The 26095-nt window shown below is 47.0% G+C and carries 25 protein-coding genes; 14 read left to right on the top strand and 11 right to left on the bottom strand.

Features of this window, described 5'->3' with window-relative positions; all coding sequences use genetic code 11:
* Positions 1–1251, bottom strand: a 1251-nt coding sequence (locus SD53_RS04875; RefSeq protein ID WP_046519099.1) for a PhoH family protein, incomplete at its 3' end; no start/stop codon positions are given.
* A gap of 288 nt (positions 1252–1539) precedes the next feature.
* Between SD53_RS04875 and rapA the strand changes: the two genes are divergently transcribed.
* The 5 genes from rapA (at position 1540) to SD53_RS04850 (ending at position 7695) form a co-directional block, all read left to right on the top strand.
* Complete coding sequence (gene rapA, locus SD53_RS04870; protein WP_206539896.1) at positions 1540–4455, top strand: RNA polymerase-associated protein RapA; 2916 nt, start codon at positions 1540–1542, stop codon at positions 4453–4455.
* Between the two features lie 11 nt (positions 4456–4466).
* Complete coding sequence (locus SD53_RS04865) at positions 4467–5120, top strand: RluA family pseudouridine synthase (RefSeq protein ID WP_046519098.1); 654 nt, start codon at positions 4467–4469, stop codon at positions 5118–5120.
* A gap of 186 nt (positions 5121–5306) precedes the next feature.
* On the top strand, positions 5307–6371 hold the full coding sequence (locus SD53_RS04860; RefSeq protein ID WP_046519097.1) for an OmpA family protein: 1065 nt from the start codon (positions 5307–5309) through the stop codon (positions 6369–6371).
* Between the two features lie 130 nt (positions 6372–6501).
* Positions 6502–7269, top strand: coding sequence for a DUF3530 family protein (locus SD53_RS04855; protein WP_046519096.1), 768 nt, complete (start codon positions 6502–6504; stop codon positions 7267–7269).
* An 81-nt stretch (positions 7270–7350) separates the two neighbouring features.
* Positions 7351–7695 (top strand): DMT family protein, encoded by a 345-nt coding sequence (locus tag SD53_RS04850; RefSeq protein WP_046519095.1) that lies wholly within the window; start codon positions 7351–7353, stop codon positions 7693–7695.
* On the opposite strand, the gene djlA is transcribed toward SD53_RS04850, so the two are convergent.
* From djlA to SD53_RS04835, 3 genes are read right to left on the bottom strand one after another with little or no spacing between them, the layout of a single operon-like run.
* The gene (djlA, locus tag SD53_RS04845) at positions 7692–8492 is read right to left on the bottom strand and encodes a co-chaperone DjlA (protein ID WP_046519094.1); all 801 of its coding nucleotides are present in this window, start codon (positions 8490–8492) and stop codon (positions 7692–7694) included. The two genes, SD53_RS04850 and djlA, sit on opposite strands and share 4 nt — an antisense overlap.
* Positions 8482–9165 (bottom strand): N-acetylmuramate alpha-1-phosphate uridylyltransferase MurU, encoded by a 684-nt coding sequence (gene murU / locus SD53_RS04840; RefSeq protein ID WP_046519093.1) that lies wholly within the window; start codon positions 9163–9165, stop codon positions 8482–8484. The genes djlA and murU overlap by 11 nt, the downstream gene beginning before the upstream one ends.
* Before the next feature lies 1 nt (position 9166).
* Positions 9167–10156: an aminoglycoside phosphotransferase family protein gene (locus tag SD53_RS04835; protein ID WP_046519092.1), complete on the bottom strand. Its 990-nt coding sequence runs from the start codon at positions 10154–10156 to the stop codon at positions 9167–9169.
* Between the two features lie 142 nt (positions 10157–10298).
* On the opposite strand from SD53_RS04835, the gene SD53_RS04830 reads away from it, so the two are divergent.
* The 7 genes from SD53_RS04830 to SD53_RS04800 all read left to right on the top strand — a co-directional run bounded on the left by SD53_RS04830 (position 10299) and on the right by SD53_RS04800 (position 18973).
* Complete coding sequence (locus SD53_RS04830; protein ID WP_046519091.1) at positions 10299–12572, top strand: LPS-assembly protein LptD; 2274 nt, start codon at positions 10299–10301, stop codon at positions 12570–12572.
* An 11-nt stretch (positions 12573–12583) separates the two neighbouring features.
* On the top strand, positions 12584–13876 hold the full coding sequence (gene surA, locus SD53_RS04825) for a peptidylprolyl isomerase SurA (RefSeq protein WP_046519090.1): 1293 nt from the start codon (positions 12584–12586) through the stop codon (positions 13874–13876).
* Positions 13873–14871 (top strand): 4-hydroxythreonine-4-phosphate dehydrogenase PdxA, encoded by a 999-nt coding sequence (gene pdxA, locus SD53_RS04820; protein ID WP_046519089.1) that lies wholly within the window; start codon positions 13873–13875, stop codon positions 14869–14871. Before surA ends, pdxA begins: the two co-directional genes overlap by 4 nt.
* The gene (gene rsmA / locus SD53_RS04815) at positions 14861–15676 is read left to right on the top strand and encodes a 16S rRNA (adenine(1518)-N(6)/adenine(1519)-N(6))-dimethyltransferase RsmA (protein WP_046519088.1); all 816 of its coding nucleotides are present in this window, start codon (positions 14861–14863) and stop codon (positions 15674–15676) included. The genes pdxA and rsmA overlap by 11 nt, the downstream gene beginning before the upstream one ends.
* Entirely contained in the window at positions 15673–16050 is a 378-nt protein-coding gene (apaG, locus tag SD53_RS04810; RefSeq protein WP_046519087.1) for a Co2+/Mg2+ efflux facilitator ApaG/CorD, read from the top strand. Before rsmA ends, apaG begins: the two co-directional genes overlap by 4 nt.
* A 4-nt stretch (positions 16051–16054) precedes the next feature.
* Entirely contained in the window at positions 16055–16852 is a 798-nt protein-coding gene (locus SD53_RS04805) for a symmetrical bis(5'-nucleosyl)-tetraphosphatase (protein ID WP_046519086.1), read from the top strand.
* Between the two features lie 108 nt (positions 16853–16960).
* Entirely contained in the window at positions 16961–18973 is a 2013-nt protein-coding gene (locus SD53_RS04800; RefSeq protein ID WP_046519085.1) for a HAMP domain-containing methyl-accepting chemotaxis protein, read from the top strand.
* Between the two features lie 71 nt (positions 18974–19044).
* On the opposite strand, the gene SD53_RS04795 is transcribed toward SD53_RS04800, so the two are convergent.
* The 5 genes from SD53_RS04795 to rplU form a co-directional block, all read right to left on the bottom strand.
* On the bottom strand, positions 19045–19425 hold the full coding sequence (locus tag SD53_RS04795) for a DUF3718 domain-containing protein (protein ID WP_046519084.1): 381 nt from the start codon (positions 19423–19425) through the stop codon (positions 19045–19047).
* 77 nt (positions 19426–19502) lie between these two features.
* A complete protein-coding gene (folA, locus tag SD53_RS04790; protein WP_082101778.1) occupies positions 19503–19991 on the bottom strand; it encodes a type 3 dihydrofolate reductase in 489 nt (162 codons plus the stop codon).
* An 8-nt stretch (positions 19992–19999) separates the two neighbouring features.
* Positions 20000–21157 carry an Obg family GTPase CgtA gene (gene cgtA / locus SD53_RS04785; RefSeq protein ID WP_046519083.1) on the bottom strand — a complete coding sequence of 386 codons (1158 nt, stop codon included), beginning with the start codon at positions 21155–21157 and terminating at the stop codon, positions 20000–20002.
* A 189-nt stretch (positions 21158–21346) separates the two neighbouring features.
* On the bottom strand, positions 21347–21604 hold the full coding sequence (gene rpmA / locus SD53_RS04780) for a 50S ribosomal protein L27 (protein WP_046519082.1): 258 nt from the start codon (positions 21602–21604) through the stop codon (positions 21347–21349).
* Between the two features lie 18 nt (positions 21605–21622).
* Entirely contained in the window at positions 21623–21931 is a 309-nt protein-coding gene (gene rplU, locus SD53_RS04775; RefSeq protein WP_008899666.1) for a 50S ribosomal protein L21, read from the bottom strand.
* Positions 21932–22138: 207 nt separating this feature from the next.
* On the opposite strand from rplU, the gene ispB reads away from it, so the two are divergent.
* On the top strand, positions 22139–23110 hold the full coding sequence (gene ispB / locus SD53_RS04770) for an octaprenyl diphosphate synthase (RefSeq protein WP_046519081.1): 972 nt from the start codon (positions 22139–22141) through the stop codon (positions 23108–23110).
* A gap of 62 nt (positions 23111–23172) precedes the next feature.
* On the opposite strand, the gene mdh is transcribed toward ispB, so the two are convergent.
* Positions 23173–24114: a malate dehydrogenase gene (gene mdh / locus SD53_RS04765; protein ID WP_046519080.1), complete on the bottom strand. Its 942-nt coding sequence runs from the start codon at positions 24112–24114 to the stop codon at positions 23173–23175.
* Positions 24115–24299: 185 nt separating this feature from the next.
* Between mdh and argR the strand changes: the two genes are divergently transcribed.
* A complete protein-coding gene (gene argR / locus SD53_RS04760; protein WP_241481752.1) occupies positions 24300–24770 on the top strand; it encodes a transcriptional regulator ArgR in 471 nt (156 codons plus the stop codon).
* On the opposite strand, the gene SD53_RS04755 is transcribed toward argR, so the two are convergent.
* Positions 24753–25676, bottom strand: a complete 924-nt coding sequence (locus tag SD53_RS04755) for a Dyp-type peroxidase (protein ID WP_046519079.1) — start codon at positions 25674–25676, stop codon at positions 24753–24755. The two genes, argR and SD53_RS04755, sit on opposite strands and share 18 nt — an antisense overlap.
* Between the last annotated feature and the right edge of the window lie 419 nt (positions 25677–26095).

Raw genomic sequence — 26095 nt, 5'->3', positions numbered from 1 at the left:
GATTTGTGACAGGTTGCCTGAGCAAATCAGCTTGGTGCCTTCCCCACAACGGGTGATGATGGTTTTCAGTTGCGCGGCACTTAAGTTTTGACACTCGTCCAAAAGTACTATGGCATTTTGAATGCTGCGACCGCGCATAAAGTTGACCGATTTAAACTGAATATTGGCCTTGTCCATTATGTATTGCACGCTGGCATGCGGGTGTTCGTCGGTTTTATGCAGCACTTCCAGCGAATCGGTAATAGCGGCCAGCCATGGCGCCATTTTCTCTTCCTCAGTGCCAGGTAAAAAGCCGATAGACTCGGCAATTTCTGGCGTGTTGCGGGTCACTATCACCTTGTCGTACATGCCTTTTTCAATCACCAGTTCCAGTGCCGCAGCCAGAGCGATCAGAGTTTTACCACAACCGGCAGGACCGGTCAGAATCACCAGGTCCATATCCGGGTCCAGCAGGGCATTGAGCGCCATGGCCTGATAAATATTTTTTGGATGAATACCCCAGGCATGTTTATGCATCAGGCGCTCAAAACCTAAATCGAGAATTTTGATTTCCTGTTCGTTGATTTCCAATACCCGCCCGGCAAAGGTTTGCGCTTCATCAATCAGGTATTCGTTGATATAAGCGTTGGGCAGCACAGCACGTGGCACAAAATGATAGGTATCACGGCCTTCATTGTGGGTGCGGCAATCTTTGACAACAGACCAAAAGTCGCCGCTAAATTTGTAATAGCCTTTGTATAAAAACCGCACATCGTCAATCAACTGGTCGGTACGATAATCCTCGACCAGCTTCAGACCTGCCCCTTTGGCCTTCAGCCTCATGTTGATATCTTTGGTGACCAGTATCACTTTGGTCGGCGCTTTTTCCCGTTGTAAAAACAAGGCGGTATTAATAATTAAATGGTCGTTTTCCCCACCCGGTAAGCCGGGGATCTGGTCGCTGATATGATGGTCATTGATGATAAATAAGTGACCGGCATTTTTTTCTTCCGTGTGGCTGGGTAACGCAACGCCTTGCAGCATTTGTTCCGGTGAAGCATCTTTTAACACATCCTCCAAAGCGCGAATGGCGATACGGGCTTCACGACTGACGTCTTTGTGTTTGTCTTTGATATGGTCTAACTCTTCGAGCACTGTCATTGGAATGACAACGTCGTGTTCCTGAAAGTTTAAGAAGGCGAAAGGTTCATGCAGTAGAATGTTGGTGTCCAGAACGTATATTTTTTTATCTTTAGCTCTTCTTCGCGCCATAAGCAGCTCCTTAGCGACAATAAACCATGAAAGTTCATGGCAAAAATACAACAATCTTTATTTATTTTCGGTATACAACATCTGACTTGCCGGCTGATGTTTGGTTCAGTAAAGCGATCGCCCTCAGTGCTTTGATTCATTTGATCTAAGCTTAGAGCAAAAATGCACGGCCTGTATGACCAATAGATGACGATTTTTAATCTATTGCAAAAAATACGTGGCTCAGGCTGATGCGATAGCAGACTTTTAGCTGTACCATAGCGCGCCATTTTCTGCAGTGAGGACAAGATGATAAAATTTGCTTTGGGTCAACGTTGGATCAGCGACAGTGAGTCGGATTTAGGTTTAGGCACTGTGATCGGACATGAAGGCAGGATGCTGACTTTACTGTTTCCGGCCAGTGGTGAAAACCGTCTGTATTCTGTTTTGGAAGCACCGCTGACCCGCGTTCAGTTTAACCCGGGCGATACAGTCAAAAGTGCTGAGGGGTTCTCCTTGCTCATCAGCGAAGTCGAAAGTAAAAACGACTGTTTTATTTATCATGGCACCCGTACCGACACCAATGAGACAGTGGCGTTACGTGAACTCTTCCTCGATCATTTTATCAGTTTCAGTCAACCGCAGGACCGCTTATTCGCCGGTCAGGTGGATCGTTTTGAGACCTTCCCACTGCGTTACCAAAGCTGGCAACATTTGCATCAACAGCAACAAAGCCTGTTACAAGGTCTGGTCGGCGGCCGTATGAGTTTGATCCCACATCAGCTCTATATTGCAGAGGAAGTGGCAAAACGCCACGCACCACGGGTATTGCTGGCGGACGAAGTAGGTCTGGGTAAAACCATTGAAGCCGGGTTAATTATTCATCAACAGGTGTTGGCAGGTTTAGCCAAACGCGTGCTGGTGGTGGTACCCGAGTCATTGCAACATCAGTGGCTGGTGGAGATGCTACGCCGGTTTAACCTGAAGTTTTCTATTTTTGACGACGAACGTTGTACGGAATCCGGTTTAGATGGTGGTAATCCGTTTGAAACCGAGCAATTAGTGTTAACCAGCCTTGAGTTTCTGGTGAAAAAACGCAGCCATCATCAACATGCCGTGGATGCCGACTGGGATTTATTGGTGGTGGATGAGGCGCACCATTTGCAATGGAGTGAACAGGCGGTTAGCACCGAATACCAGCGCATTGAAGCATTAGCTGAAGGGACCGCAGGTTTAATTTTATTAACGGCCACACCCGATCAATTGGGACATCAAAGCCATTTTGCCCGTTTGCGTTTACTCGATCCAAACCGCTTTCACGATTACCAGGCCTTTCTTGCTGAAGAACAACACTATAAAAAGATTGCCGATTTAGCCGCCGCTGTGCTGGAGCAAAAACCGCTGAGCCAGTCGGTCGCAACCGAACTCAGTCAATTGCTGGCAGACAGCGACAGCACAAAGGCGCTGCAAACCTTGCAACAAACTGATTGCAGCACTGAGGAGCGTGAACTGGCGCTACAACAACTGCTCAGCCAGTTATTGGATCGCCACGGTACTGGCCGTATCTTATTTCGTAATAGCCGCAGTGCAATTTCAGGTTTTCCACAACGTCAGCCACAGACCATAGCTCTGGAGTTGCCTGAACAATATAAAAACGCACTTAAAGTGCAGCAGGCCTTTAATAAACAACAAAGTCTGGAACAAAAAGCCAAAGCCAGTTTGTTTCCTGAGCGGGTATTTCAGGAGTTTGAAGGTAAAGGCAGTAGCTGGTGGCAGTTTGACCCCAGGGTTGACCACCTGATAACGCTGCTAAAACAGCATAAACGCAGTAAATTCCTGCTGATCTGTGCTCATGCCGACACAGCGATCGCGCTGGAGGAAGCGGTGCGGGTGCGCGAAGGCATTCGGGCTTCAGTCTTCCATGAGGGCATGAGCATTGTCGAACGGGATATGGCGGCGGCGTATTTTGCCCAGGAAGACAACAGTGCTCAAATACTGATCTGTTCGGAAATCGGCAGTGAAGGTCGCAACTTCCAGTTTGCTCATCATCTGGTGCTGTTTGATTTGCCTTTGAATCCGGATTTACTGGAACAACGTATTGGTCGTCTGGACCGGATAGGTCAGACCCAGAATATTCAAATTCATATCCCCTATTTTGCGGATCATCCACAGCAGGTATTGCTGGATTGGTATCAACAAGGGTTACAGGCGTTAAGCCAGACCTGTCAAACCGGCCGATCCGTATTTGAACAAGTCGCCACAGAATTGTTTGAACTGCTTGCCGCCACAACTATGGAGCGTGCTGCAGTTCAATCCCTGATCGCAAAAAGTGCAGAACTAAACCAGCAATTGAAACAAAAGCTGGAACAAGGCCGCGATAAACTGCTTGAAATCAATAGTTCAGGTCAAGGCAAGGCACGTGAACTCGCTGAAGCTATCGCCGCTTTGGATGATGAAACGAAGTTACCCATGTTTATGTTACGTGCCTGGGATGTGCTGGGTGTCAACCAGGACGACCGGGGTGAAAACAGCATGGTGCTGACCATGTCAGAGCATCTGCATAGCCATTATCCGATGCTGGATGACGATGGCATCAGTGTCACTTTTGACAGAGCAACAGCGTTAGCGCAGGAAGATATCCAGTTTTTAAGCTGGGATCATCCGATGGTGCGGGGTACCCTGGATATTCTGACTAACGAGCAAATGGGTAATAGTTCCGTGGCCTTGTTACCCAACAAAGCCCTGCCTGCCGGCACCTACTTTGTAGAATTTGTGTTTATTGTCGAAGCCAGCGCGCCAAAAGAATTACAGCTAGGTCGTTACTTACCCGTCACTCCGGTGCGCCTGCTATTGGAAAAAAATGGCAAAAATCTGGCTGCGAATGTGGCTTTCGAGCAGTTTAATAAACAACTAAAACCTGTAGGCCGGCAACCCGCTGCCAAAATGGTGAAAGCACTGCAAAGCTTTATCCATCCGTTAATAGGTAAGGCTCAGGAGTTAGCTACTGTGCGTCTGATTGAAGTCCAACAACAAGCACAAGAGCGGATGCAACAGACACTAACCACTCAAATCGAGCGTTTGCAGGCGCTGCAAAAACTGAATCCGTCAGTACGGCAGGAAGAAATTACTCATCTGCAACAACAGAAACAACAATTAACGGATTATATCAGTAAAGCCAGGTTAAAATTTGATGCGCTGCGGGTAGTGGTTGTCAGTCATGACTAAAAGTGAATACAATGTTACTTGATTACAGACCGCCCACACACCCTTACCTGGATATTGTCTTTCAGGATGATGATATTGTGATCCTGAACAAACCAAGCGGACTGCTGACGGTTCCGGGTAAAGCGCCAGAGCACAAAGATAGTCTGGATTACAGGGTGCGTCTGGTGTGGCCACAAGCACGGATAGTCCACAGACTGGATATGGCCACCTCAGGCCTGGTGGTCATGGCGATGCATGCTCAGAGCCAACGTGATTTAAATAAACAGTTTGAATTGCGCCAAACGCAGAAGCGTTATTTTGCGTTACTCGAAGGGCAAGTCCCTGTAGACTGCGGAGCCGTTGAGTTACCTCTGTTGTGTGATTGGCCCAACAGACCCAGGCAAATGGTGCATTTTAGATCCGGAAAGCCATCACTCACGTATTTTAAAGTGCTGGAACGAAACCAACATCAAACCAAAGTTGAGTTAACACCAGTAACAGGGCGCTCCCATCAGCTCAGAGTGCATATGTTATGGCTTGGTCATCCGATCCTCGGGGACAAGTTTTATGGCACTGAACAAGGAAAAAGTTCAGTCGATCGACTTCAGTTGCACGCTGGCTCTTTGGCTTTCAGGCATCCAACTTCAGGATCTGAGCTATATTTTGAAGTTAGTTGTCCGTTTTAGTCAAAAAGGACAGTAGTAGCTGATTGCTTTGTTAACCTAAGGTTCAGTTAAATAAGGTAAACTTGGCATCAGGGTAAGTAGTCAGATGGATATCTGACTTAAATTAGTAATAACGAGCAGCTAAATTTGACTAAATTTTTTAGTTAAATAGAATAGCCGCCGCAATTTACCTCTTAGGAGATATGGATGAAACTCAGTACTAGCGCAATCGCCATTATGGCAACTTTACTTTCGACAACTGCTTTAGCAGACAGTTCAAAACCTTTAGTCACTGACCGTGTTTTTGGTTCAGTTTTTGGTGAATATTATTTCCCGGACGGCGACAAAACAGAATCAGCCGAATGGTCTTACCTGGACAGAGGTTATGGTTACGGTTTAGAAGTTGGTTACAACCTGGATGAATCCTGGGCGCTGCGTGCTGAATTCAGCAGACAACACCTGAAACAACAGCTGTCAGACGACAAGCTGGTTGGCAAGCGTGTAGGTCTTGACGCTTTATACAATCTGCCAGGTACCTCAGCTTATCTGGTCGGTGGTCTGAAACATTTAGATGTTGAAGCAATCGACGATGAAACAGCTCTGAATATCGGTATTGGTTACCGCAAATACCTGACTGAAAACTTCTCAGTTTTTGGTGAAATGAACCGTTTCCAGGGTATCAGCGAAAGTTTTGCTGACGCGAACATCAAGTTCGGTATGTCTGTACTGTTTGGTGACGCTCCTGTTGTAGCAGAGCCAACTGCAGCTCCTGAGCCTGTAGCTGCTCCTGTGGTTGTAGTAGCAGACAGCGACAACGATGGTGTACCTGATGCTAACGATCTGTGCCCAGGCACTCCGGCCACAGATAAAGTCGACGCCACAGGTTGTTCAATCTTCACTGAAAAAGAAGTGAACTTCACGCTGAAAGCTCAGTTTGCGAACGACTCAGCCGAAATCAAGCCAGAATACAGAGCAGAAATCGCTGAATTAGCGGCGTTCCTGAAACGTTTCCCTGGTACTGATGTTGAAATCGGTGGTCATGCTTCAAACGTAGGTACTGCGGCTTACAACCTGAAATTATCACAACGTCGTGCAGACGCTGTAGCTCAGGTTCTGACTAATGAGCACGGTATCAGTGCAAGCCGTGTAACGGCAACAGGTTACGGTGTAACCCGTCCGAAAGTCGAAGGTAATACTCCGGCTGCTCACGCTGCAAACCGTCGCATCGAAGCTATCGTGACAGCGACCATCAAAGAAAAAGTAGAGCGTTAATCTCTGCTGATTGAAAAAACCGCCGCAAGGCGGTTTTTTTATTCTATTTTTTCATTGATTCTTGTTGATAAAGTTTGGCTGCTGGCTGCCGATAGCCTGTCATAGATTATGAGTCTTCTGAGTTGATCCGATGCCATCAAAACTTTCAGCTATTGTCTTGTTACTAAGCGGCGGCGTTTTGGCTGCAGAACCTACCTCACTAGAGCAATGGCACCAGTCTGATTTAAGCTGGCAGCTACCCGCCGATGAAATTACCGAATTACTGGCAGGTGATAAAAGTTTTCTGGCGTTAAAAAGAGCTGCATTCACTGCACAAGTCAAAGGGACTATCTTGTTGCTGCCTGATTGGTCACAGCATGCATCCAGTCCTAAATACCTGAATTTACTTCGTAAAGAATTTAATGACTACGGCTGGAATACCTTGTCTATTGCGGTACCGGACGCACCTTTTGAAACCGACATCGCGGCCATCGATGGTTATAAAGCGCAGCTACAACAACGTATTGCAGCCGCCATGGTCAGTGTGCAAGCTGAAAACAACGCCGTTATAGTAGTTGCTCAGGGCAGTAGCGCCGCTTTAGTCAGTCAGCTATACGCGGAGAAAAAACTACCGGAACCACAATCTCTTATTTTGCTAGAGGCCTATTTACCTCAAGCCGATCAGCACCGCAGCCTGGCCCTCGCTATTGCTAAACAACAGGTTCCCACATTAGACCTGATGCAAGAACAAGGCAATCAGCAGGTTGCAGCACAATGGCAATTGAGAAAACAGCTGGCACGACAACAGCAAAAACTACTTTATCGGCAGCGTGAAATCAGTGGACTGATGGCACAGGCAGAAACTCAGCAGCGGGTCCTCAAAGAAATTCAAGGTTGGCTGAACTATCAGGGCTACTAAAAATTCCTTTGTCTTCGATAAAAAACAATTACACTGGGCGCTATCAACTGCCCTTTCACTCTATGCCACAGAGGCTGGACTATGTCGCCATTGCTCCAAACTGTTTTACTACTGACCGCCAGTAATATTTTTATGACCTTCGCCTGGTACGGGCATCTCAAGCATTTTAAAAGCTCAGCTCTGTATATCGCTATTGCGGTGTCCTGGGGAATAGCGCTGTTTGAATACATGCTGATGGTGCCTGCCAACCGGATAGGCCATCAGGTATTAAGTTTAGCTCAGCTAAAAATTCTTCAGGAAGTCATTACTTTGAGTGTGTTTATTCCATTTGCCGTGCTTTATATGAAGGAACCATTTAAATGGAATTATGTTTATGCCGGTTTGTGCCTGCTGGGTGCTGTCTATTTTATGTTTTTCCGTGATTAGCCACGGTGATTGCGGATCAACTCATAAGCAGCCTGAATATCCTGCGTTTTTTGTTTAGCCATATCCATCAACTCAGGTGGTAAACCTTGTGACATCAGCTTGTCCGGGTGATGCTGAGCCATCAGTTTTTTGTAAGCCTTTTTAATGGCCGCCTCAGAACTGTCAGCATGGACTCCTAAAATTTTATAGGCATCCGTCAGGCGATTTGCTATATCCGTAGTACCGCTCTGGCTGCTTTTGGCAAAACGGGCTTCGGCCTCGTAGCGACTAATCATCTGTTGCAGTTGAGCCGTACTAATACCCAATTCGAAAGCGACTTGTGCCAGGATCCTTTGTTCTGCGCTACTGAGATTCAAGTCGACATAAGCCGTACTGATTTGGATCTCCAAAAACATCAGCAACAGATCCGGTCTGGATCTGTACGCAGATTTAAACTCGGCTAATTGCTCTGTTAAAGGAAAATCAGCCTGTTTCCCATGCCGAAATGCCGCCTGAGCTTCTTGTTTTTGTGCCGCAGTTAAGCCAAGTTGCTCCATAAAAGCAGTAGCTTGCTGAATATGCGATTTAGTCACTACACCATTTGATTTGGCAATATGCCCCATCACTGCAAAGGTGTTATAACGGAAAATGCCCTGAGCTTCAGATTTATCGCGGGAAAAGCCATTAAAACCACCCCGGCTGGCAAAAGCACCTCCATAGGACTTATCGAACCAATGCCCAATCAAGAGTCCGAGCAACAAGCCAGGAACTTTTAGCAATGCCATACCAAACAAGGCACCAAGAATTTTACCCCACATGCCGGGACTCCAGTTGCGCTGATAACTCCATCAGTCGTTGCACTGTGCCAATATCATGCCAGACGCCCTGATACAGCTCGGCTGAGACTTTGCCCTGCTGCATGGCCTGGCGTAAATAAGGAGCCAGCTTTTGTTTACCCGACGGTATCTGTTCGAAAAACTCAGGCCTGTATACCGCAATGCCGCTAAAAGTAAAACAGCGTCCGGCCTCCGCCAACGCATACCCCTGTTCACTGATACCAAAATCGCCATCGGGATGCTGTGACGGGTTAGCGACAAGAACCAGATGCGCCAGACAATCCGCGGCCAGTTTGTGCTTTAGCGATGGGTAAGGATAATCAGTGAACACATCACCATTCACCACAACAAAAGGGCCATCGCCCAGCAAGGGCAAGGCTTTTTTAATCCCCCCTGCTGTTTCCAACCCTTCAGCGCCCTCGTCTGAGTACTGTATCTTTACCCCAAATTGCTCACCTGTCCCTAAATACTCAGGTAACAAGTGCCCCAACCAGGCATGATTGATCACTATCTGCCGGATACCTGCAGCAGATAGCGCCTCAAGGTGGTACTGGATCAAGGGTTTGCCAGCAACGGACAATAAGGGTTTGGGTAACTGATCCGTCAGAGGACGCATGCGCTCGCCACGGCCGGCAGCCAGTATCATTGCTCTCATCTTAGCCTTTGGCCTCCAACACTGGTTTTACTTTGGTTTTGAGCCACTGATCCAGCACTTCTAACTCGGGATAGAGTGAAGTAACCTCAAGCACATAATCGAAGACCCGAGGTAAATCAGCAAGGTAACCTGATTTTCCATCACGATGGTATAAGCGGCAAAAAATTCCACAGACTTTAATATGGCGCTGTAGCCCCATCCAATCAAACCACTGCTGAAACTGCTGCGGGCTGACGTCGGCTGGGATCTCGGCCTGCTCATGCAGCTCCTGATAAAACTCCTGACATAAACTGTGCACCAGCTCAGCCGGCCATTTGATGTAACAGTCTTTTAATAACGACACTGCGTCATAACTGACTGGGCCTGTCACCACATCCTGAAAATCTATCACGGCGAGACGGCCATCAGGTTGCAACATCAGATTGCGGCAATGATAATCCCTGTGCATCCCCGCCTGAGGTTGCTGCAATGCAGAGTCTGCCAGCAACAGAAAATAGTGCTGCAGCATACTATGCTCTTGTTCATTCAATGATAACTGCAGGTGTTGTAGTACGAACCAATCGATGAAAATCTGCATCTCACGCAGCAGAAATTCCCGATCAAAGACAGGTAAAGCTCCGGCACTGGTTGCACTGATCGTACGAACCTGCTTCAGTTGCGCCAAGGCCTGACGGTAAAAAGCTGTCACAGTGTTTTCGGTCAATCTGGACAATAACAATGTGTCGCCCAAATCGCTCAGTAGTAACAACCCATGCTGGATGTCTTGCGCAATGATCTGTGGAACCTGCAATCCCGCTGTGGCAAAGGCCTGTTGTGTTGCCACAAAACGACCACAATCCTCTGTTGGTGTGGGAGCGTCCATCAGAATATAACTTTGATTGCCCCTGAAAAAGCGGAAATAGCGTCGAAAACTGGCGTCACCAGTGATCGGATCCAACTGAATTGTTTCGCCAGGAAAACACGCTGCTAAAAAACTTTGAATGAACTGCATTCGCTCTGGCACTTTGCTCTCTCCATCGGGTCAAAGCCAGCACTATAACGGATTAGCAGGATCCGGAAAATTGATTTATTATAGCCCGCTCGGTGTTCCGGTCGTTTTCACCTGTTTCAGGTAATTGTACTAAGTAGGTTGCATGACTCATTCTCTGATCTATCGCCTCATTATCATGGCTCTTGGTCTCCCCTATCTCACCCATGCAGAGGAGCAAACGCCTCAACCTATTGAGCAATGTTACACCCCAATTGAAATGCCAGCGAAGTTAGCTACCCTGTCAGCGAAAGACAGCAGACTGCAAATTCTGTCTGATCGGATCAAGATGATGCAGGACCAGACGGCATTATTTGACGGTAATATAGAAATTCTTTACCGCAATACCATGCTCAACGCGGCCAATGCACAGCTCAGTCAAAAAGAACAAACCTTAGTTGCCACAGGCGGGATCCAGTATTACAGCCCAGGTTTGAGAGTCAGTAGCAGTCAGTTCAGTGCGCAGCTAAAAGAAGACAAGGCCATATTAAGCGATGCTGATTATCAGTTGGTCAGTCAGTCTGGACGCGGTTATGCCAAAGAAATGAGTGCAGTAAAGCAACAGATTAATCTGTCAGAGGCCAGTTTCACTACGTGCCCTGAAAACGACAGCAGTTGGGCTTTGCATGCAGATAAAATAGATATTAATGCAGATGATGGATGGGGCGAAGCCTGGCATTCGGTGATCAAAATTCAGGATGTTCCGGTGTTCTATTTGCCTTATATGACCTTCCCTGTCAGTGATAAGCGCAAAAGTGGTTTATTGTTTCCAAAAATTGGCAGTTCACAAAGGTTAGGACTGGATATTGAAACCCCTTATTACCTCAATCTGGCAGAAAATTACGATGCGACCATCAGTCCACGTTTGATGAGTAAAAGAGGCGCACAGCTCAATACCGAGTTTCGCTACCTGACAGAGGACCATGCCGGGCAACTGCAACTGGAAGTGTTACCTAATGACAACGATAAACCGTCAGACTTTGGCAGTCGTTATCTCACCCATTTCAGCCACACCGGCGATCTGTCGGATCGCTGGCGTGCCAGTGTTGATTTTACCGATGTCAGTGATGATGCCTATTTGTCCGAACTGGGCTCAGACTACAGTAATCAGAGTGACACACAACTGTATCGTCAGGCCAGTCTGAATTATTTCGGTGATTACCTGAACTCGGAAATTCGTCTGCAGGGTTTTGAGATCCTCGGCAATTATTCCCCTTCTTATGCAGCTTTGCCGCAGGTTGACCTCAGCTCCGCTACCCCTTTGGATTTAGCCGCAGGTTTTGAATTCAACTGGCACAGTCAGTATGCTCATTTTCGCAATGACGCAGCCATCATTAACGATGCCGACCGCTTGCACCTCGAACCCAGTATCCGCTGGCCTTTGATTACTCCGGCCATGGAGCTGGTCGCCGAAACCAGCCTGTTACATACCCGTTATCAACAAAATACCGATCAAACCACCCTGCTGGTGCAAGAAGAAACAAGCAGAACTGTGCCCAAAGTGCAGATTAACGCCAAACTGAATATGGAGAGAGAATTGGCCTGGGAAGACTCAGGCTCTCTGCAAACCCTTGAACCACAGGTGCAGTATCTTTACATTCCTTATCGCGACCAATCTGATATCGGACTTTATGATACCGCCAGGCTGCAAGACGATTATTACGGTTTGTTCCGTGAAAACAGGTATTCAGGTTTAGACCGGATTGCAGATACCAACCAACTGACAGTGGGCTGGACAACCCGGCTTTATGACTCAGAAGATACCGAGCTCTTCCGTTTCAGTTTAGGTCAGATCGTATTTCTGGATGATCCTAAGCCGATAGACAATTCCTTACTGGACAAAGAACAGTCTACGGACTCAGTGCTTGCTTCTGAACTACTGTGGAACTGGAGCAAAGGCTGGTACCTCAATACGGCATTGCAGTATGATTCCAGTAATGAGCGTATGGTGAAAAGTAACGTTACATTGGATTATGTGGCTGACGATAAAAGTTTGATCCAGTTGAACCACCGTTACAGTCGTGAGGTCTCAGACTACGAAATTGCTCAGGTTGGTTTTCTTGGCACCACACCTATCGATGATAAATGGAAATTGATTGCCAGTTATTATCGTGACATCAACAAGCATCATATGATAGAAGCTAACTTTGGTTTGCAATATGAGTCCTGTTGTTGGGCAATACGTATGGTTGCCAAGCGCCAAATCAATACCAACCTTGAATTGGCACTGAATGATTTATCACAACCTCCAACTTTTGATAACGGGATCGCCGTACAATTTGTCTTAAAAGGTTTTGGTGAAGGCGCTGGCTTCTCGGTCAGCGACATGTTGTCGAACGGTATTTTTGGTTATAGACGCCCATATTTACTAAATAATTAATGTAGGAACCTATGAAGTTACAACTTTTGATTGCCAGCTCTGTGGCCGCATTTCTGGCCTTCTCGGGCCAGGCGGCAGAACAAAAGATCGACGGTGTTGCAGCTATCGTCAATAACGGTGTCGTATTGGACAGCGAAGTGACGGATATGGTCAATAAAGTAAAACGCAACGCCCAAAGCCAGGGACAAACTTTGCCATCAGACCGCGCTCTGCGCACACAGGCGCTTGAACGTCTGATCAGTAACAGCTTACAAATGCAAATGGCTAAACGTATGGGGTTACAAATCACTGACCCGCAATTAGATCAGGCGCTGGAAAACGTTGCACGTAGTGAAAACCTGACCATGGAGCAATTTCGTCAGCGGATAGTGCAGGAAGAAGGCGATTACCAGGAGTTCCGTGAGCGTTTTCGGGAAGAAATCACCACAGGTGAGGTGTTAAGAGCCAACGTACAGCGCCGTATTTACATCAGCCCGCAAGAAATAGATACCTTGATGAAGGTGATGGAAGAACAAGGCGCCTCCAACGAGCAATACAATATAGGTCATATTCTGATCTCTATTCCGAATCAGGCGACTACAGAGCAAATCACCGAAGCGAAAGATCGTGCCGACAAAGTGATGAAATTACTGCGCGAAGGCAGCGATTTTAAGAAGTTGGCCATAGCCTCCTCATCAGACAGCACAGCCCTTGACGGCGGTGATATGGGCTGGATGAATATCAACGAAATGCCAACTTTGTTTTCGGATGCTATTCGCGGCAAGAAAAAAACCGATATGATAGGGCCTCTGCGTTCTGGTGCAGGCTTTCACATCCTGACCATTTTTGATATCCGTGGTGCTAATGTGGCAGAGCTGAATGAGGTTAAATCACGCCATGTTCTGATTAAACCTTCCATCATCATGAGCGAAGAGAAAGCCCGGGATACCCTGAAGCAATTCGTTGCTGATTTCAAAGCAGGGAAAGCAGACTTTGCCGAATTTGCCTCTGCAAATTCTGAAGATCCAGGCTCGAAGTTAAAAGGGGGTGAGCTGGGTTGGGCTGATCCGGCCATGTATGTGCCAGCCTTCCGCGATACATTAAACATGCTGCAGATTGAAGAAATCAGCGAACCTTTCCGGACTGAACACGGCTGGCACGTAGTGCAATTACTGGATAAACGTGTTGTCGACATGACTGCGGAGAAAAAACAAGACCAGGTCTACCGTATGCTGTTTAATCGCCGCTTCAATGAAGAACAGGCAAACTTCCTGCGTGAGCTGCGTGACCAGGCCTTTATCGAAGTACTGGCGGAGACTGAATGACGTTAAGGATAGCAATCACCCCAGGTGAGCCAGCCGGTATAGGCCCTGATCTGGTGGTGATGTTGGCGCAACAAAGCTGGCCAGCCCAGTTGGTTGTTTGTGCCAACGCCGACCTGTTAAAACAAAGAGCGGCAGTGTTAAATCTGCCGCTTCAGCTTTTACCTTATCAGCCAGATCAACCAGCAGTACCGCAACAAGCTGGTACTTTAACTTGTGTTGATTTTGCGCTGGAAGCGGATGTTGTCACAGGACAGCTTAACGAAGCGAATGGCCGCTATGTGGTTGATACCTTGCGATATGTCGGCGAAAAATCTATATCCGGGGAATTTGACGCTATAGTCACAGGCCCGGTACACAAAGGTATTATTAACAAAGCCGGAGTGCCTTTTAGCGGTCATACCGAATATTTCGCTCACCTGTCCAATACACCTTATGTGGTGATGATGCTGGCCACTGAAGGATTGCGGGTGGCACTTGCAACTACCCATATTCCGTTGGCTTATGTGGCAAAAGCGATCACCAAAGAGCGTCTGCACAAAGTGATTTCAGTGTTACATCATGATTTGAAGCATAAGTTTGCTATCGAATCTCCGGTAATTTACGTCTGTGGCTTAAACCCCCATGCCGGAGAGGATGGGCATCTGGGACGTGAAGAAATTGATGTGATCAGCCCCACGTTAGACGAGCTGCGAGCACAAGGTATGGATTTAGTTGGCCCTCTGCCAGCAGATACTTTGTTTCAACCCAAATATTTGCAGCACGCCGATGCAGTCCTTGCCATGTATCACGATCAGGGATTGCCTGTGCTGAAATACAAAGGCTTTGGACGCTCCGTCAATATCAGCCTGGGTTTGCCTTTAATCCGCACCTCAGTCGACCATGGCACGGCTCTGGATTTAGCAGGTACAGGCCAAGCCGACCCGGGAAGTTTGTTCCATGCCCTGGAACAAGCCATTTATTTAGCGCAACGAGCCAAGTTATCACATGACAGATAAAGTACACCTGGGTCATACAGCCCGAAAACGTTTTGGTCAGAACTTCCTGCACGATCCTGTAGTGATCGAGCGCATCGTCAAGGCCATTAATCCAAAACCGACGGATATACTGGTTGAAATTGGCCCTGGCTTAGGCGCAATTACAGAACCTGTGGTAGAAAAAGCCGGTCACCTGAGCGTGGTTGAGTTAGACAGAGATTTGGCTCAGCGTTTACAGGAACACCCTGTTATGGCGGACAAGCTCACCATTTTTCAGGCAGATGCGATGAAGTTTGATTTCCGTCAGTTGTTACAGCCGGGCAAAAAACTCAAAGTGTTCGGTAATTTGCCCTACAACATCTCTACTCCTCTGTTATTTCATCTGTTTGATTATGCTGACGATATTGAGAACATGCACTTTATGCTGCAAAAGGAAGTGGTTGAGCGTATGACTGCAGGACATGGCTCAAAAACTTACGGGCGGTTATCCGTCATGACTCAGTTCTTCTGTCATGCCATGCCTGTGGTCGAAGTTGGACCAGGCGCCTTTAAACCAGCCCCTAAAGTGGATTCGGCTGTAGTTCGGCTAATTCCAAAACCGGTCGCAGAGCGCCAGGATGTGCCTGTTGCGGTATTAAACAGAGTTTGTCTGGAAGCTTTTAATCAACGCCGTAAAACCTTACGCAACTGTTTCAGCAATTTTGCAACAGCAGAGCAGATTATTGAGCTGGGGATAGATCCAACCTTACGTCCGGAACAATTAAGTGTCGAGCAATTTATTGGTATTGCCCGCTGGCTGCATCAACAAGAGCAACACCAGTTATGAGCCTGAGTTTTGAAATTCCTGTTTCAGTTGAAACATTTTATGTCGCAGCTCAATCAGACCCGAGCAATAACCGCTATGTTTTTGCGTACACCATTACCATCAAAAACCATAGCGCCGAGACGGTACAACTGCTCAGACGCTACTGGTTAATCACGGATGCCAATGGCAAAGAGACTGAAGTTCATGGTGACGGAGTGGTCGGCGAGCAGCCTCAGTTGGCCCCTGGGACCAGCTACAGTTATACCAGTGGCGCCGTGCTTGAAACACCTGTCGGCACCATGCAGGGTTATTATGAAATGACCAGTCAGAGCCAGTTGTGTTTTAAAGCAGCCATCCCGCTGTTCCGTCTGGCTATTCCACATATACTGAATTAATTTCATGCCAGGCTATGTGATAGGTGATGTGCAAGGTTGTTTTCAGCAACTGCAATCGCTATTGGCTAAAATCCAGTTTGATGCCAATAAAGACTACTTATGGTTTTGCGGAGATTTAGTCGCCAGAGGTCCCGACTCGCTGGCAACACTGCGGTTTATCCGCTCTTTAGGTGATACAGCCAAGGTAGTGCTGGGCAATCATGATCTGCATTTTCTGGCCTGTGCTTTTGGTTTTGCTAAAGCCGATGCAAAAGATCTGTTAGACGACTTGCTGCATGCGCCGGATCTGGCTGAACTCGTCCATTGGCTACAACAGCAACCTTTGATGTACTTTGAACCAGAGCGGCAGTTATTACTGGTTCATGCCGGTTTAGCCCCCCACTGGCCCGTGGAAATCGCATTGCAAGCCGCAGAGGAAGTCAGCGTTGTACTCAAGAGCTCTCCTGAGAGACTATTTTCTGTCATGTATGGCAATAGCCCGGCGTTATGGTCTGACGCCCAATCGGAGCAAGATCGCTGGCGTTTTACTATCAATAGCTGTACCAGAATGCGATTTTGTCTGGCAAATGGCGCACTTGAACTCAAAGAAAAGCGCCATCCGGAAAAAGTCAGTACGCTGATCCCTTGGTATGCGTTTTGGCAACAAAAACCTCACCCACAAATTTTTTTTGGTCATTGGGCCGCCTTGATGGGCGACAGCCCGGTGAAAGGTATTCATGCGCTGGATACCGGATGTGTTTGGGGAAATTATTTAACGGCCTATTGTATTGAGACGGCACAGCGTTATAGTGTTTCTGACTAAAAATAACGCTATAATGCGACGCTGTTTCAAAATGATATATTTTGAATTGTTATTGTGTGGTGACAGGGTGAATAATGCCCTTTTAGCCTGGATACTGGGAGTAAGGTTATGAAGTTAACGGTAGCACTTCGGATTATTGGTGGTTTTGGTGTCATTTCACTTCTGCTGCTGGTAATCGGTATTACCTCGTACATGAGCTTGAATAGTATCAATGCCTCAACCACGCAAGTAAATGAAATCTCGATCCCAGCTTTAGAAAACAGCGCAGTGCTGCAAAGCGAATTTGTCAAAATGAGCAAAATCAGCTTGCAGGCTTTTTATGCCACCGAAGTCAAGCAAGTGAAGGATCTGGAAGTTCAGTTTGGTGCTGAACAAGCCTTATATGACACAGCGGCTAAAGCACTGCAAACTGTAGTGGCTGAAGAAGAAACTCTGGCCAACTCGTTTAAAGAGGTCTCAGCAGCGTACACTGAGTTTACGCCAATCAGTAAAAAGCTGTTTGCGGAGTTGAGTAAAAGCCTGACCTTACGCGATCAAATTGCCTCTCAGTTATCCGATGTTGAATTAAATGCCGATGATTCAGCCTCTTTACTGTTGGATTTCAGCGACGTCAGAGAGGTAACACGTCGTTTTCCTCAAGCCAGTAAAGCAGCCACTGAGCTTGAAACCGGCCTGAATACGTTAGTAAGCGTTGTGGTGGATTTAACCCGCACCACCTCAGCTACGACCGCAGACACCATCTCCAACGAGGTGACTTCACGTTTACAAGGCGTCAATCAGCAAATGACCATCATCAAAACTGAGGCGGGCGCCAGTGTGGATATGGTGGCAGACTTGGATGAAAAGATCACTGCTATCAATGATTTGCTGACTGGTGATGAAGGCATTCTGACATTAAAAGCACAAATGTTAGCGGCAACAGCAGAAGCCCAGAAGCAGTTAGCGCAAGCAGAATCACATAACAAAACAGCGTTGGACGGATTAAATCGTCTGTTATCGCGCGCTCGTACAGTGGCTGGTGAAATTCAGGCTGAAGCACAATCTGATGTCAGTGGTGCCATTACGACCATATTCCTGGTCGTGCTGATCTCCATCGGTTTAGCCGTTGGTATAGCTATGGTCACGGTGCGCAGTATTACGGTCCCACTGGCAAAAGTGAATGAAATTTTAGGCGTAGTCGCATCAGGTGACTTAACCAAACGTCTGGATGACAAAGCCCAGGACGAGTTTGGTGATCTGGCGCGCAACTGTAATCAGGTTATTACTAACTTACGTCAGTTGATCCAGGGCATTATTTCACGCTCTACCCAGCTTGCCGCAGCCTCAGAGCAGACTTCAGCTATTACGGTAGAAACGACCACAGCTATTCGTGAGCAGAAGTCTCAGGTCACTCAGGCTGCCACTGCCACTACAGAGATGAGCAGTACCTCGCAGGGTGTAATGCAAAGCTCAAACGATGCCTTGGCTGAAATCAAAAATGCGGACAGCGAGGCTGAGCGCGTCAAAGTAATTTCTGAGAACAACAAGCAAACCATACTGCAGTTATCAAAAGAAGTGGACCAGGCGTCTACTGTAATCAATAAACTGCACAAAGACAGCGCCTCTATCGGCAGTATTCTTGACGTGATCCGTGGTATAGCTGAACAGACCAACTTGTTGGCGCTCAACGCAGCAATTGAAGCCGCCCGTGCCGGTGAGCAAGGCCGTGGTTTTGCGGTAGTTGCAGATGAAGTTCGTTCACTGGCCAGCAAAACTCAGGCATCTACTCAGGAAATTCAGGCGATGATTCAAGTTCTGCAAACCGGTGCTCATGCTGCTGTAGAAGCGATGAACAAAGGTAAAAAGCAGGCTGAGAACTGTGTGACTCAAACTGAAGTGGCGGCTCAGGCGCTGGAGTCTATCACCAATGCGGTGCACTTAGCCCACGATATGAGCGAACAAATTTCTCATGCGGCAAAAGAACAGAATCAGGTGTCTAACGAAATCAGCCACTTGTTAGAGTCTATAGTGACCATCGCTGAACAAACTGCTTCAGGTGCGGAACAAACCTCACAGTCCAGCCATGAAGTCGCTCGTTTAGCTGAAGAGTTACGTCAATCAGTCGATCAGTTTAAAGTCTAAACTGATCGCTGAACTTCGACGAAAAAAATCCGCCTGATGGCGGATTTTTTTATTGCGTCAGAAGGGGAGTATTACTCACCACCGCCGGCACGTTCTTTAATAACAGCTAACAGAGGAGAAGAAGCAAAACCATTGCTTTCAGCCCAGGCAACGTCACCTGATGCAGCCACCTGAGCAGCAGGCAACTGTTTGACAATAAACTCGCCCACATCAGCGGCATTATTTTTGATCGCAAAGCGAACCAGACTATCACCACTGCAGGTTACGCCTTCATAAATATTGCGCAGACGCAGACGGTAATCACTCAGTACTTTACGTAATCTATTCTTATCGTCAGCCTTGACATAATCGCACATCGAAGCCGCTAACTGGTCGTCAGCATGCACCACCGGGGACACCAATACTGCACCGGCCACCACTACACCACAGAACACTGCTGGCAACAATTTCATACATTACTCCTGAAGCAGTCAAAAAACAGACAAAAGTATAGTAACAACATGTAGCAGCAGGTGCAATGAAGTCCTGTTCATTCTCTGTTCAGGATACGGAAATGATAGCAGTGAGGGTTAGTTGAATCGGCCTGATGTGACTCTGATACGGCTACATGCCAGGGACCATCGGCCTGGTAATCAGGGAAAAACGCATCTCCCTCAACAGTTAAATCTATGTCGGTAATATACAATCTATCGGCCATAGGCAGCGCCTGACGATAAATCTCTGCACCACCTATGATCATCACTTCGGCTTCCGCTTGCACCAACGCCAGCGCCTGCTCGATACTTTGCACCCAGTCGGCATCTGTACTCAATGCCGTGCCTTGTCTGCTGATCACAATATTACGGCGTCCTGGTAAGGCTTTACCAATAGATTGGTAGGTTTTGCGGCCCATGATCACCGGCTTACCTAAGGTCATTTTTTTAAAATGTTTCAGATCGGCCGGTAAATGCCAGGGCATCTTGTTGTCTTTGCCGATAACTCTGTTATTGGCCATAGCCGCAATCATTGCAATCCGCATTGTTACCTCTAACGTCTGTAAATGACTTCAACGTCGTAATCATCTTCATCGAAATCATCATCATCGTCCAGATCGTCTGCAACAGACAACACATCTGTATGATAATCATCCCATTTGAAGCTGACCGCGTCTTCCACCTGCTCTTTTGCTTTTTCAACCGGCAGCGTTTCGATATAGTTCAGAATATCAGCGGCCAGACGTTCAGTATTGGTGCGGCTGGCTGCGGCAATCTTATGCACCTCACCTTGCCAGTTAATGGCTTTAGTGACACGCTCAATAATTTCTTCCAGCTCATCTTCCAGCACTAAATCCAGTTTATTAAACACCAGCCAACGTGGTTTATTGGCTAACTTCTCACTGTATTTATCCAATTCTTTTAAAATAGTCACAGCGTTTTCTGCCGGATCTGAACCGTCAGCAGGCAGTACATCCACCACGTGCAATAATAAACGGCAACGCTCTAAATGCTTTAAGAACTGAATACCTAAGCCAGCACCTTCGGCAGCACCTTCAATCAGGCCCGGAATATCGGCTATGACAAAAGAACGATGACTTTCAACCCGAACCACGCCCAGGTTAGGAACCAAAGTGGTAAAAGGATAATCAGCGACTTTTGGCTTGGCAGAAGAGACAGCACGGATCAGAGTCGACTTACCGGCATTCGGCAGACCTAACAGGCCGACATCAGCTAACAATAGCAATTCTAAGCGAATATTACGCACTTCACCGGGCGTACCATTGGTTTTCTTACGTGGAGCTCTGTTGGTACTGCTGGTAAAACGAGCGTTCCCCAGGCCATGCCAGCCACCTTTCGCAATCATCAGCTTTTGACCATTTCTGGTCAAATCACCTATAACCTCTGCAGTGTCAATATCTACGGCTCTGGTCCCAACAGGGACACGTAAAATCAGGTCATCACCGCGCTTACCGGTGCAATTGGTACTCATACCGTTCTGGCCACGTTCTGCCTGGTGATACTTTTCGAACTGATAGTCCACCAGCGTATTCAGGTTGGTATCCGCCATTAAATAAACATCACCACCATCACCACCGTCACCGCCATTTGGGCCACCTTTGGCGACAAATTTTTCGCGACGGAAACTGACAATACCGTTGCCGCCATCGCCGGCTTCAACCCGAATTTCCGCTTCATCTACGAATTTCATCTGGACTATCCTGATCTAAATAACTATGGGCTTATTATACTATCAATTCAGCCCCGACATGAATGCGTAGCAGGTCTGGATGAATTGAAAGCAACAAAACTGACCTTCAGCAGACTCAAGCATCAGCCTTTGATCGATTCTTAATAAAAAAGCCCCGCACTAGGCGGGGCTTTTCGAATCAATGCGTCGTTACTCGCTAACGATGCTTACGAATTTGCGATTGTTTTCGCCTTTCGTTTCGAATTGCACTTTACCGTCAGTTAAGGCGAATAATGTGTGATCTTTACCGATACCAACATTAGTACCAGCGTGGAACTTAGTACCACGTTGACGAACGATGATGTTGCCAGCTAATACTGACTCACCACCAAAACGTTTCACACCTAAGCGTTTCGCTTCTGAATCGCGACCGTTACGAGTGCTACCTACACCTTTTTTACTTGCCATGAGTAGTTACTCCTTCGATTACGCGCTGATGCCGGTAATTTTCACTTCTGTAAACCACTGGCGGTGACCAGCTTGTTTACGGTAGTGTTTACGACGACGGAATTTGACGATTTTAACTTTATCGCCACGGCCATGGTTGACCACTTCCGCTGTTACTTTACTGCCTTCAACTAAAGGAGTACCGATCTTGATGTCTTCGCCGTTAGCGATCATCAGAGCTGAAAATTCAATAGTTGCGCCGGTTTCTAAGTCTAGTTTTTCTAGACGAAGGGTTTGCCCTTCCGTTACACGGTGCTGTTTACCACCACTTTGGAAAACCGCGTACATAGTTAACTCCGTACAAAGCACGCCGACTTTTAGAGGCGTGTTAATTATAATCACAGGGCGCGAATTGTACGCAATTTCCCCTACCCTCGCAAGCACAATTATTAAAAAGATCAATGAGCCAGAAAAAGGATCGGGTTTTGCTTTAGCTGATCCGCTGCAATGGTGTAGAATCAGCACTATTCTATACCTAAGCAGTTGTTTTACCAGATGACGCTCGAAGAGATCCGCCAGCTCAGTCTCAATGACATGACGGCTGTGAACCAACATATATTCTCTCAGCTTAGTTCTGAGGTGGCGCTGATTAATCAGCTTGGTATCTATATAGTCAATAGTGGCGGCAAACGCCTGCGTCCATTGTTGGCGGTATTAGCAGCCCGAGCTCTGGGTTATCAAGGTCAGCAACATATTACCCTTGCCACTATAGTGGAGTTTATTCATACCGCCACCTTGTTACACGACGATGTAGTGGATGAATCCATGTTACGCCGGGGTAAAGAAACCGCCAATGCGGTGTTTGGTAACCAGGCCAGCGTCTTAGTCGGTGACTTCCTCTATACACGAGCGTTCCAGTTGATGGTGTCGCTGGACAAAATGCAGATCATGCAGATTCTGGCCGATGCCACCAATATCATCGCCGAGGGCGAGGTGTTGCAGTTGATGAACGTCAACGACCCCGAAACCTCAGAACAGAATTATATGCAGGTGATTTACTGTAAAACGGCCAAACTATTCGAAGCCGCCACCCAGCTTGCTGCTATATTGGCAAATCAGCCTGAATCTGTGGTGAATGCGATGAAACTGTATGGCATGCACTTAGGTACGGCCTTCCAACTGATTGACGATGTGCTGGATTATCAGGCGGATGCAGACGAATTAGGCAAAAATATTGGTGATGATTTGGCTGAAGGTAAACCAACCTTGCCACTGATTTATGCGCTGCGCCACACCAGCGGTGACGATCAGCAGTTATTGAAAGATGCGATTGAGCATGCCAATGGTATGCAGCATCTGGAACGCATTATGGCGATTCTGCAGCACACCCAAGCCTTTGAGTACACCCGCACTATAGCTGAGCAGGAAGCAGAAAAAGCTCGTCAGTGCATCGCCTTTTTACCGGCTTCTGACTATAAAGATGCGCTCTTGACCCTGGCTGATATCGCAGTACAACGCAATCATTAGAACTGATGCTGTGTAAAAGAAAAAAGCCAGCAATCGCTGGCTTTTTTGATAGTCAAAGCATCTTAGTTTGCTTTTGCTACAAACTCTTCGCCTAAGGTAATGTCCGCTTTTAACGTACCTAACATATCGTTCATGGCTTTCTGTTCGTACGCGCTTAACTCGCCGATAGGTAACAGCGCTTCAACACCGTTTTTACCTAAGACGATTGGCTGCGCGAAGAAACGGGCATATTCACCCTGACCTTCCACATAAGCGTATTCCGTTACTTTTTCGCCCTGTAAACCTTTAATTAAAGACACACAGAAACGGGCTGCAGCCTGACCCATTGACAGAGTGGCCGATCCGCCACCGGCTTTCGCTTCTACAACTTCAGTACCAGCATTCTGGATGCGGTAAGTTAATGAAGACACTTCTTCATCTGTAAAAGTAACATCTTTGACCTGAGACAGCAGAGGCAGAATCGTAGTACCGCTGTGACCACCGATCACCGGAACAATAACTTCAGCAGGATTCTTGCCCTTTAATTCAGCAACAAAAGTTTCAGCACGGATCACATCCAGTGTAGTGACACCGAATAAACGCTTCGGATCATAAGTACCCGCTTTCTTGAATACTTCAGCGGCGATAGCCACAGTAGTGTTCACAGGGTTAGTAATTACACCTACTAAAGCTTTAGGACAGTTCACTACAATAGCTTCAGCCAGAGTCTTCACTACGCCGGCGTTGATGTTAAATAGATCAGAGCGGTCCATACCAGGCTTGCGCGGCATACCGGCAGGGATCATCACGATATCAGCACCAACCAGCGCTTTGTCCAGGTCTTCTTTACCGAAACCTGTAATTTTTACCGCTGTAGGGATATGACTTAAATCAACAGCTACACCTGGTGTCACAGGGGCTAAATCGTACAGAGCTAAATCAGTACCTGCTGGTAAGTTTAACTTCAATAATAAAGACAGCGCCTGACCTATACCACCAGCAGCACCTAATACGGCAACTTTCATGCTATTCTCCCAATTTACGGTTCAAAATAAACGCGCCAACAATACTGAAATGTGGCACAAAATACAAATCACTTACGCCTAAAGTCTAAGCATTTTATCCGATTTTGGTGTAATTTACTTGCTGAACCACAGTATTACTCCAAGTTCGGTTAATACGGCCTAAAAAACAAAAAGTTTAAATAAAAATGATGACTAAACAATCGAAACAAGAAGCTTTGATCCTAGCCTTTAAATCCTTATTAAAAGAAGAGCGTTTTGGTTCCCAAAGCGATATTGTGGATGCACTGAAAGCGGAGGGCTTTGACAATATCAGTCAATCGAAAGTCTCCCGCATGTTAAGTAAATACGGTGCAGTACGAACCAGAAATGCGAAGCAGGAAATGGTGTATTGCTTACCTCCTGAGCTGGGTGTTCCAACGACGAAAAGTCCATTGCGACAGTTAGTGCTGGATATTGAACATAACGATGTAATGATTATCATCAGAACCAGTCCTGGTGCAGCTCAGTTAATTGCCCGCTTATTGGATTCTGTCGGGAAAGCGGAAGGAGTTCTGGGCACCATAGCAGGGGACGACACTATTTTTATCGCTCCTACCAGCGTGAAAAATATTAACTTCACGCTAAACAAAGTAACTGAGTTATTTGAAAAGGTCTGATCCCGCCTGCTGTTCCAGAAAACTTACAGAGGGGGCGAAAAATGCAGCCCCCGCTTCTACTTGGCAATAGTCGAGCAATAAATCTGTCTCTTCGTCGTTGTCGCCCGAACGCTGAGCTAACCACAGAGGCAGATCCGTTGCATTGGCAGAAAAACCGATGGACATCATGCCTTGTGCACGAACATCAGCTACAGGCATGTTTTGCCAGAGGATTTGCTTTCGGCCTGTCGCAGTTTCCAGCGCTGTTTTATCGGCGTGAGAATTTGCCAGCCGTTGTGCTGAAGGCACTAATTGACCATCCAGCTTATTGCGCCCCATCACGGCCTCCTGCTCTGACATCGTCAATTGTTGCCAACGTTGCAGGTCGTATTGATAACGCAACATATAGACGTAGCTGCCCGCGCTCATAAAACTCTTGGGCTCATTACTGATTAAAGCACAGGAGCGTCGTAGCTTGCCTTTAGGATTATCCGGGCAGTCATGGAATCCGGTCAGATTGCGGCCATCCAGATAACGAAAAGCATGCACCTGTTCGAACAAATCCACATGTTGTTGCAGTAAATGATAGATTTGCTGAGTTGCGATATGGATCACATCAAAACGATCAGCACGAATTTGGATTAATAAATCCACAGAGACCACGGGGATACCGGCCTGATTTTCAGTGAAGTCAGGCCAGGGTTCAGGTTGTTGCTCCGGATATAAATGAAGCCAGTAATTTTGACCTATCGCAACTACAACATTGAGCATGGCCTCTGAAAATTGATCTGATAAACGCTCCGCCAATAGCGGAATTTTAGCTAACTGCAGACGCAGATAATGCTCATGACCATCCAGAGCATTCAGCAGCAAATAACAACAATGCAAATTCGCTTCGGCACAGATGCCAGATTGTTCCCGGGCCATAACTGTCTCATCAAAATCAAAGGAGAATGATCATATCAATTTGGCTACTCCCGGTCAGTAGTTTTCATATCGATCAGCGGCAAGCAGACAATCGCCCTGTATCTTTGTGAGATATATCTCACAAATCAGTAAGCCAATACAGCTTTTGCTGCAAGCAACACTCCGGTAACAAATAGTTAAAACACTGATTATTAAAGATAAATAATGCAAACCCTAAAGATTTCAATAATATTTCAGTACAAGTATTTAACAAACAAGGTCCTTTTACCGGGATAAATGTACGATAATTGTTTTGTCGCTGGATGTGACGGCTCACCAGGACGATGAGCAGGACAAGCTACAAGAGGTAGCAGCAGGAAGCAGGGACACCAAAGGATTGTGCAGGGCTGCACAAGGATGAACAGGACAGGCTCCGGAGT

The organism is Rheinheimera mesophila (assembly GCF_000986865.1).
GTDB classification, from domain to species: domain Bacteria; phylum Pseudomonadota; class Gammaproteobacteria; order Enterobacterales; family Alteromonadaceae; genus Pararheinheimera; species Pararheinheimera mesophila.
This window is presented reverse-complemented; position numbering and strand designations above follow the sequence as displayed.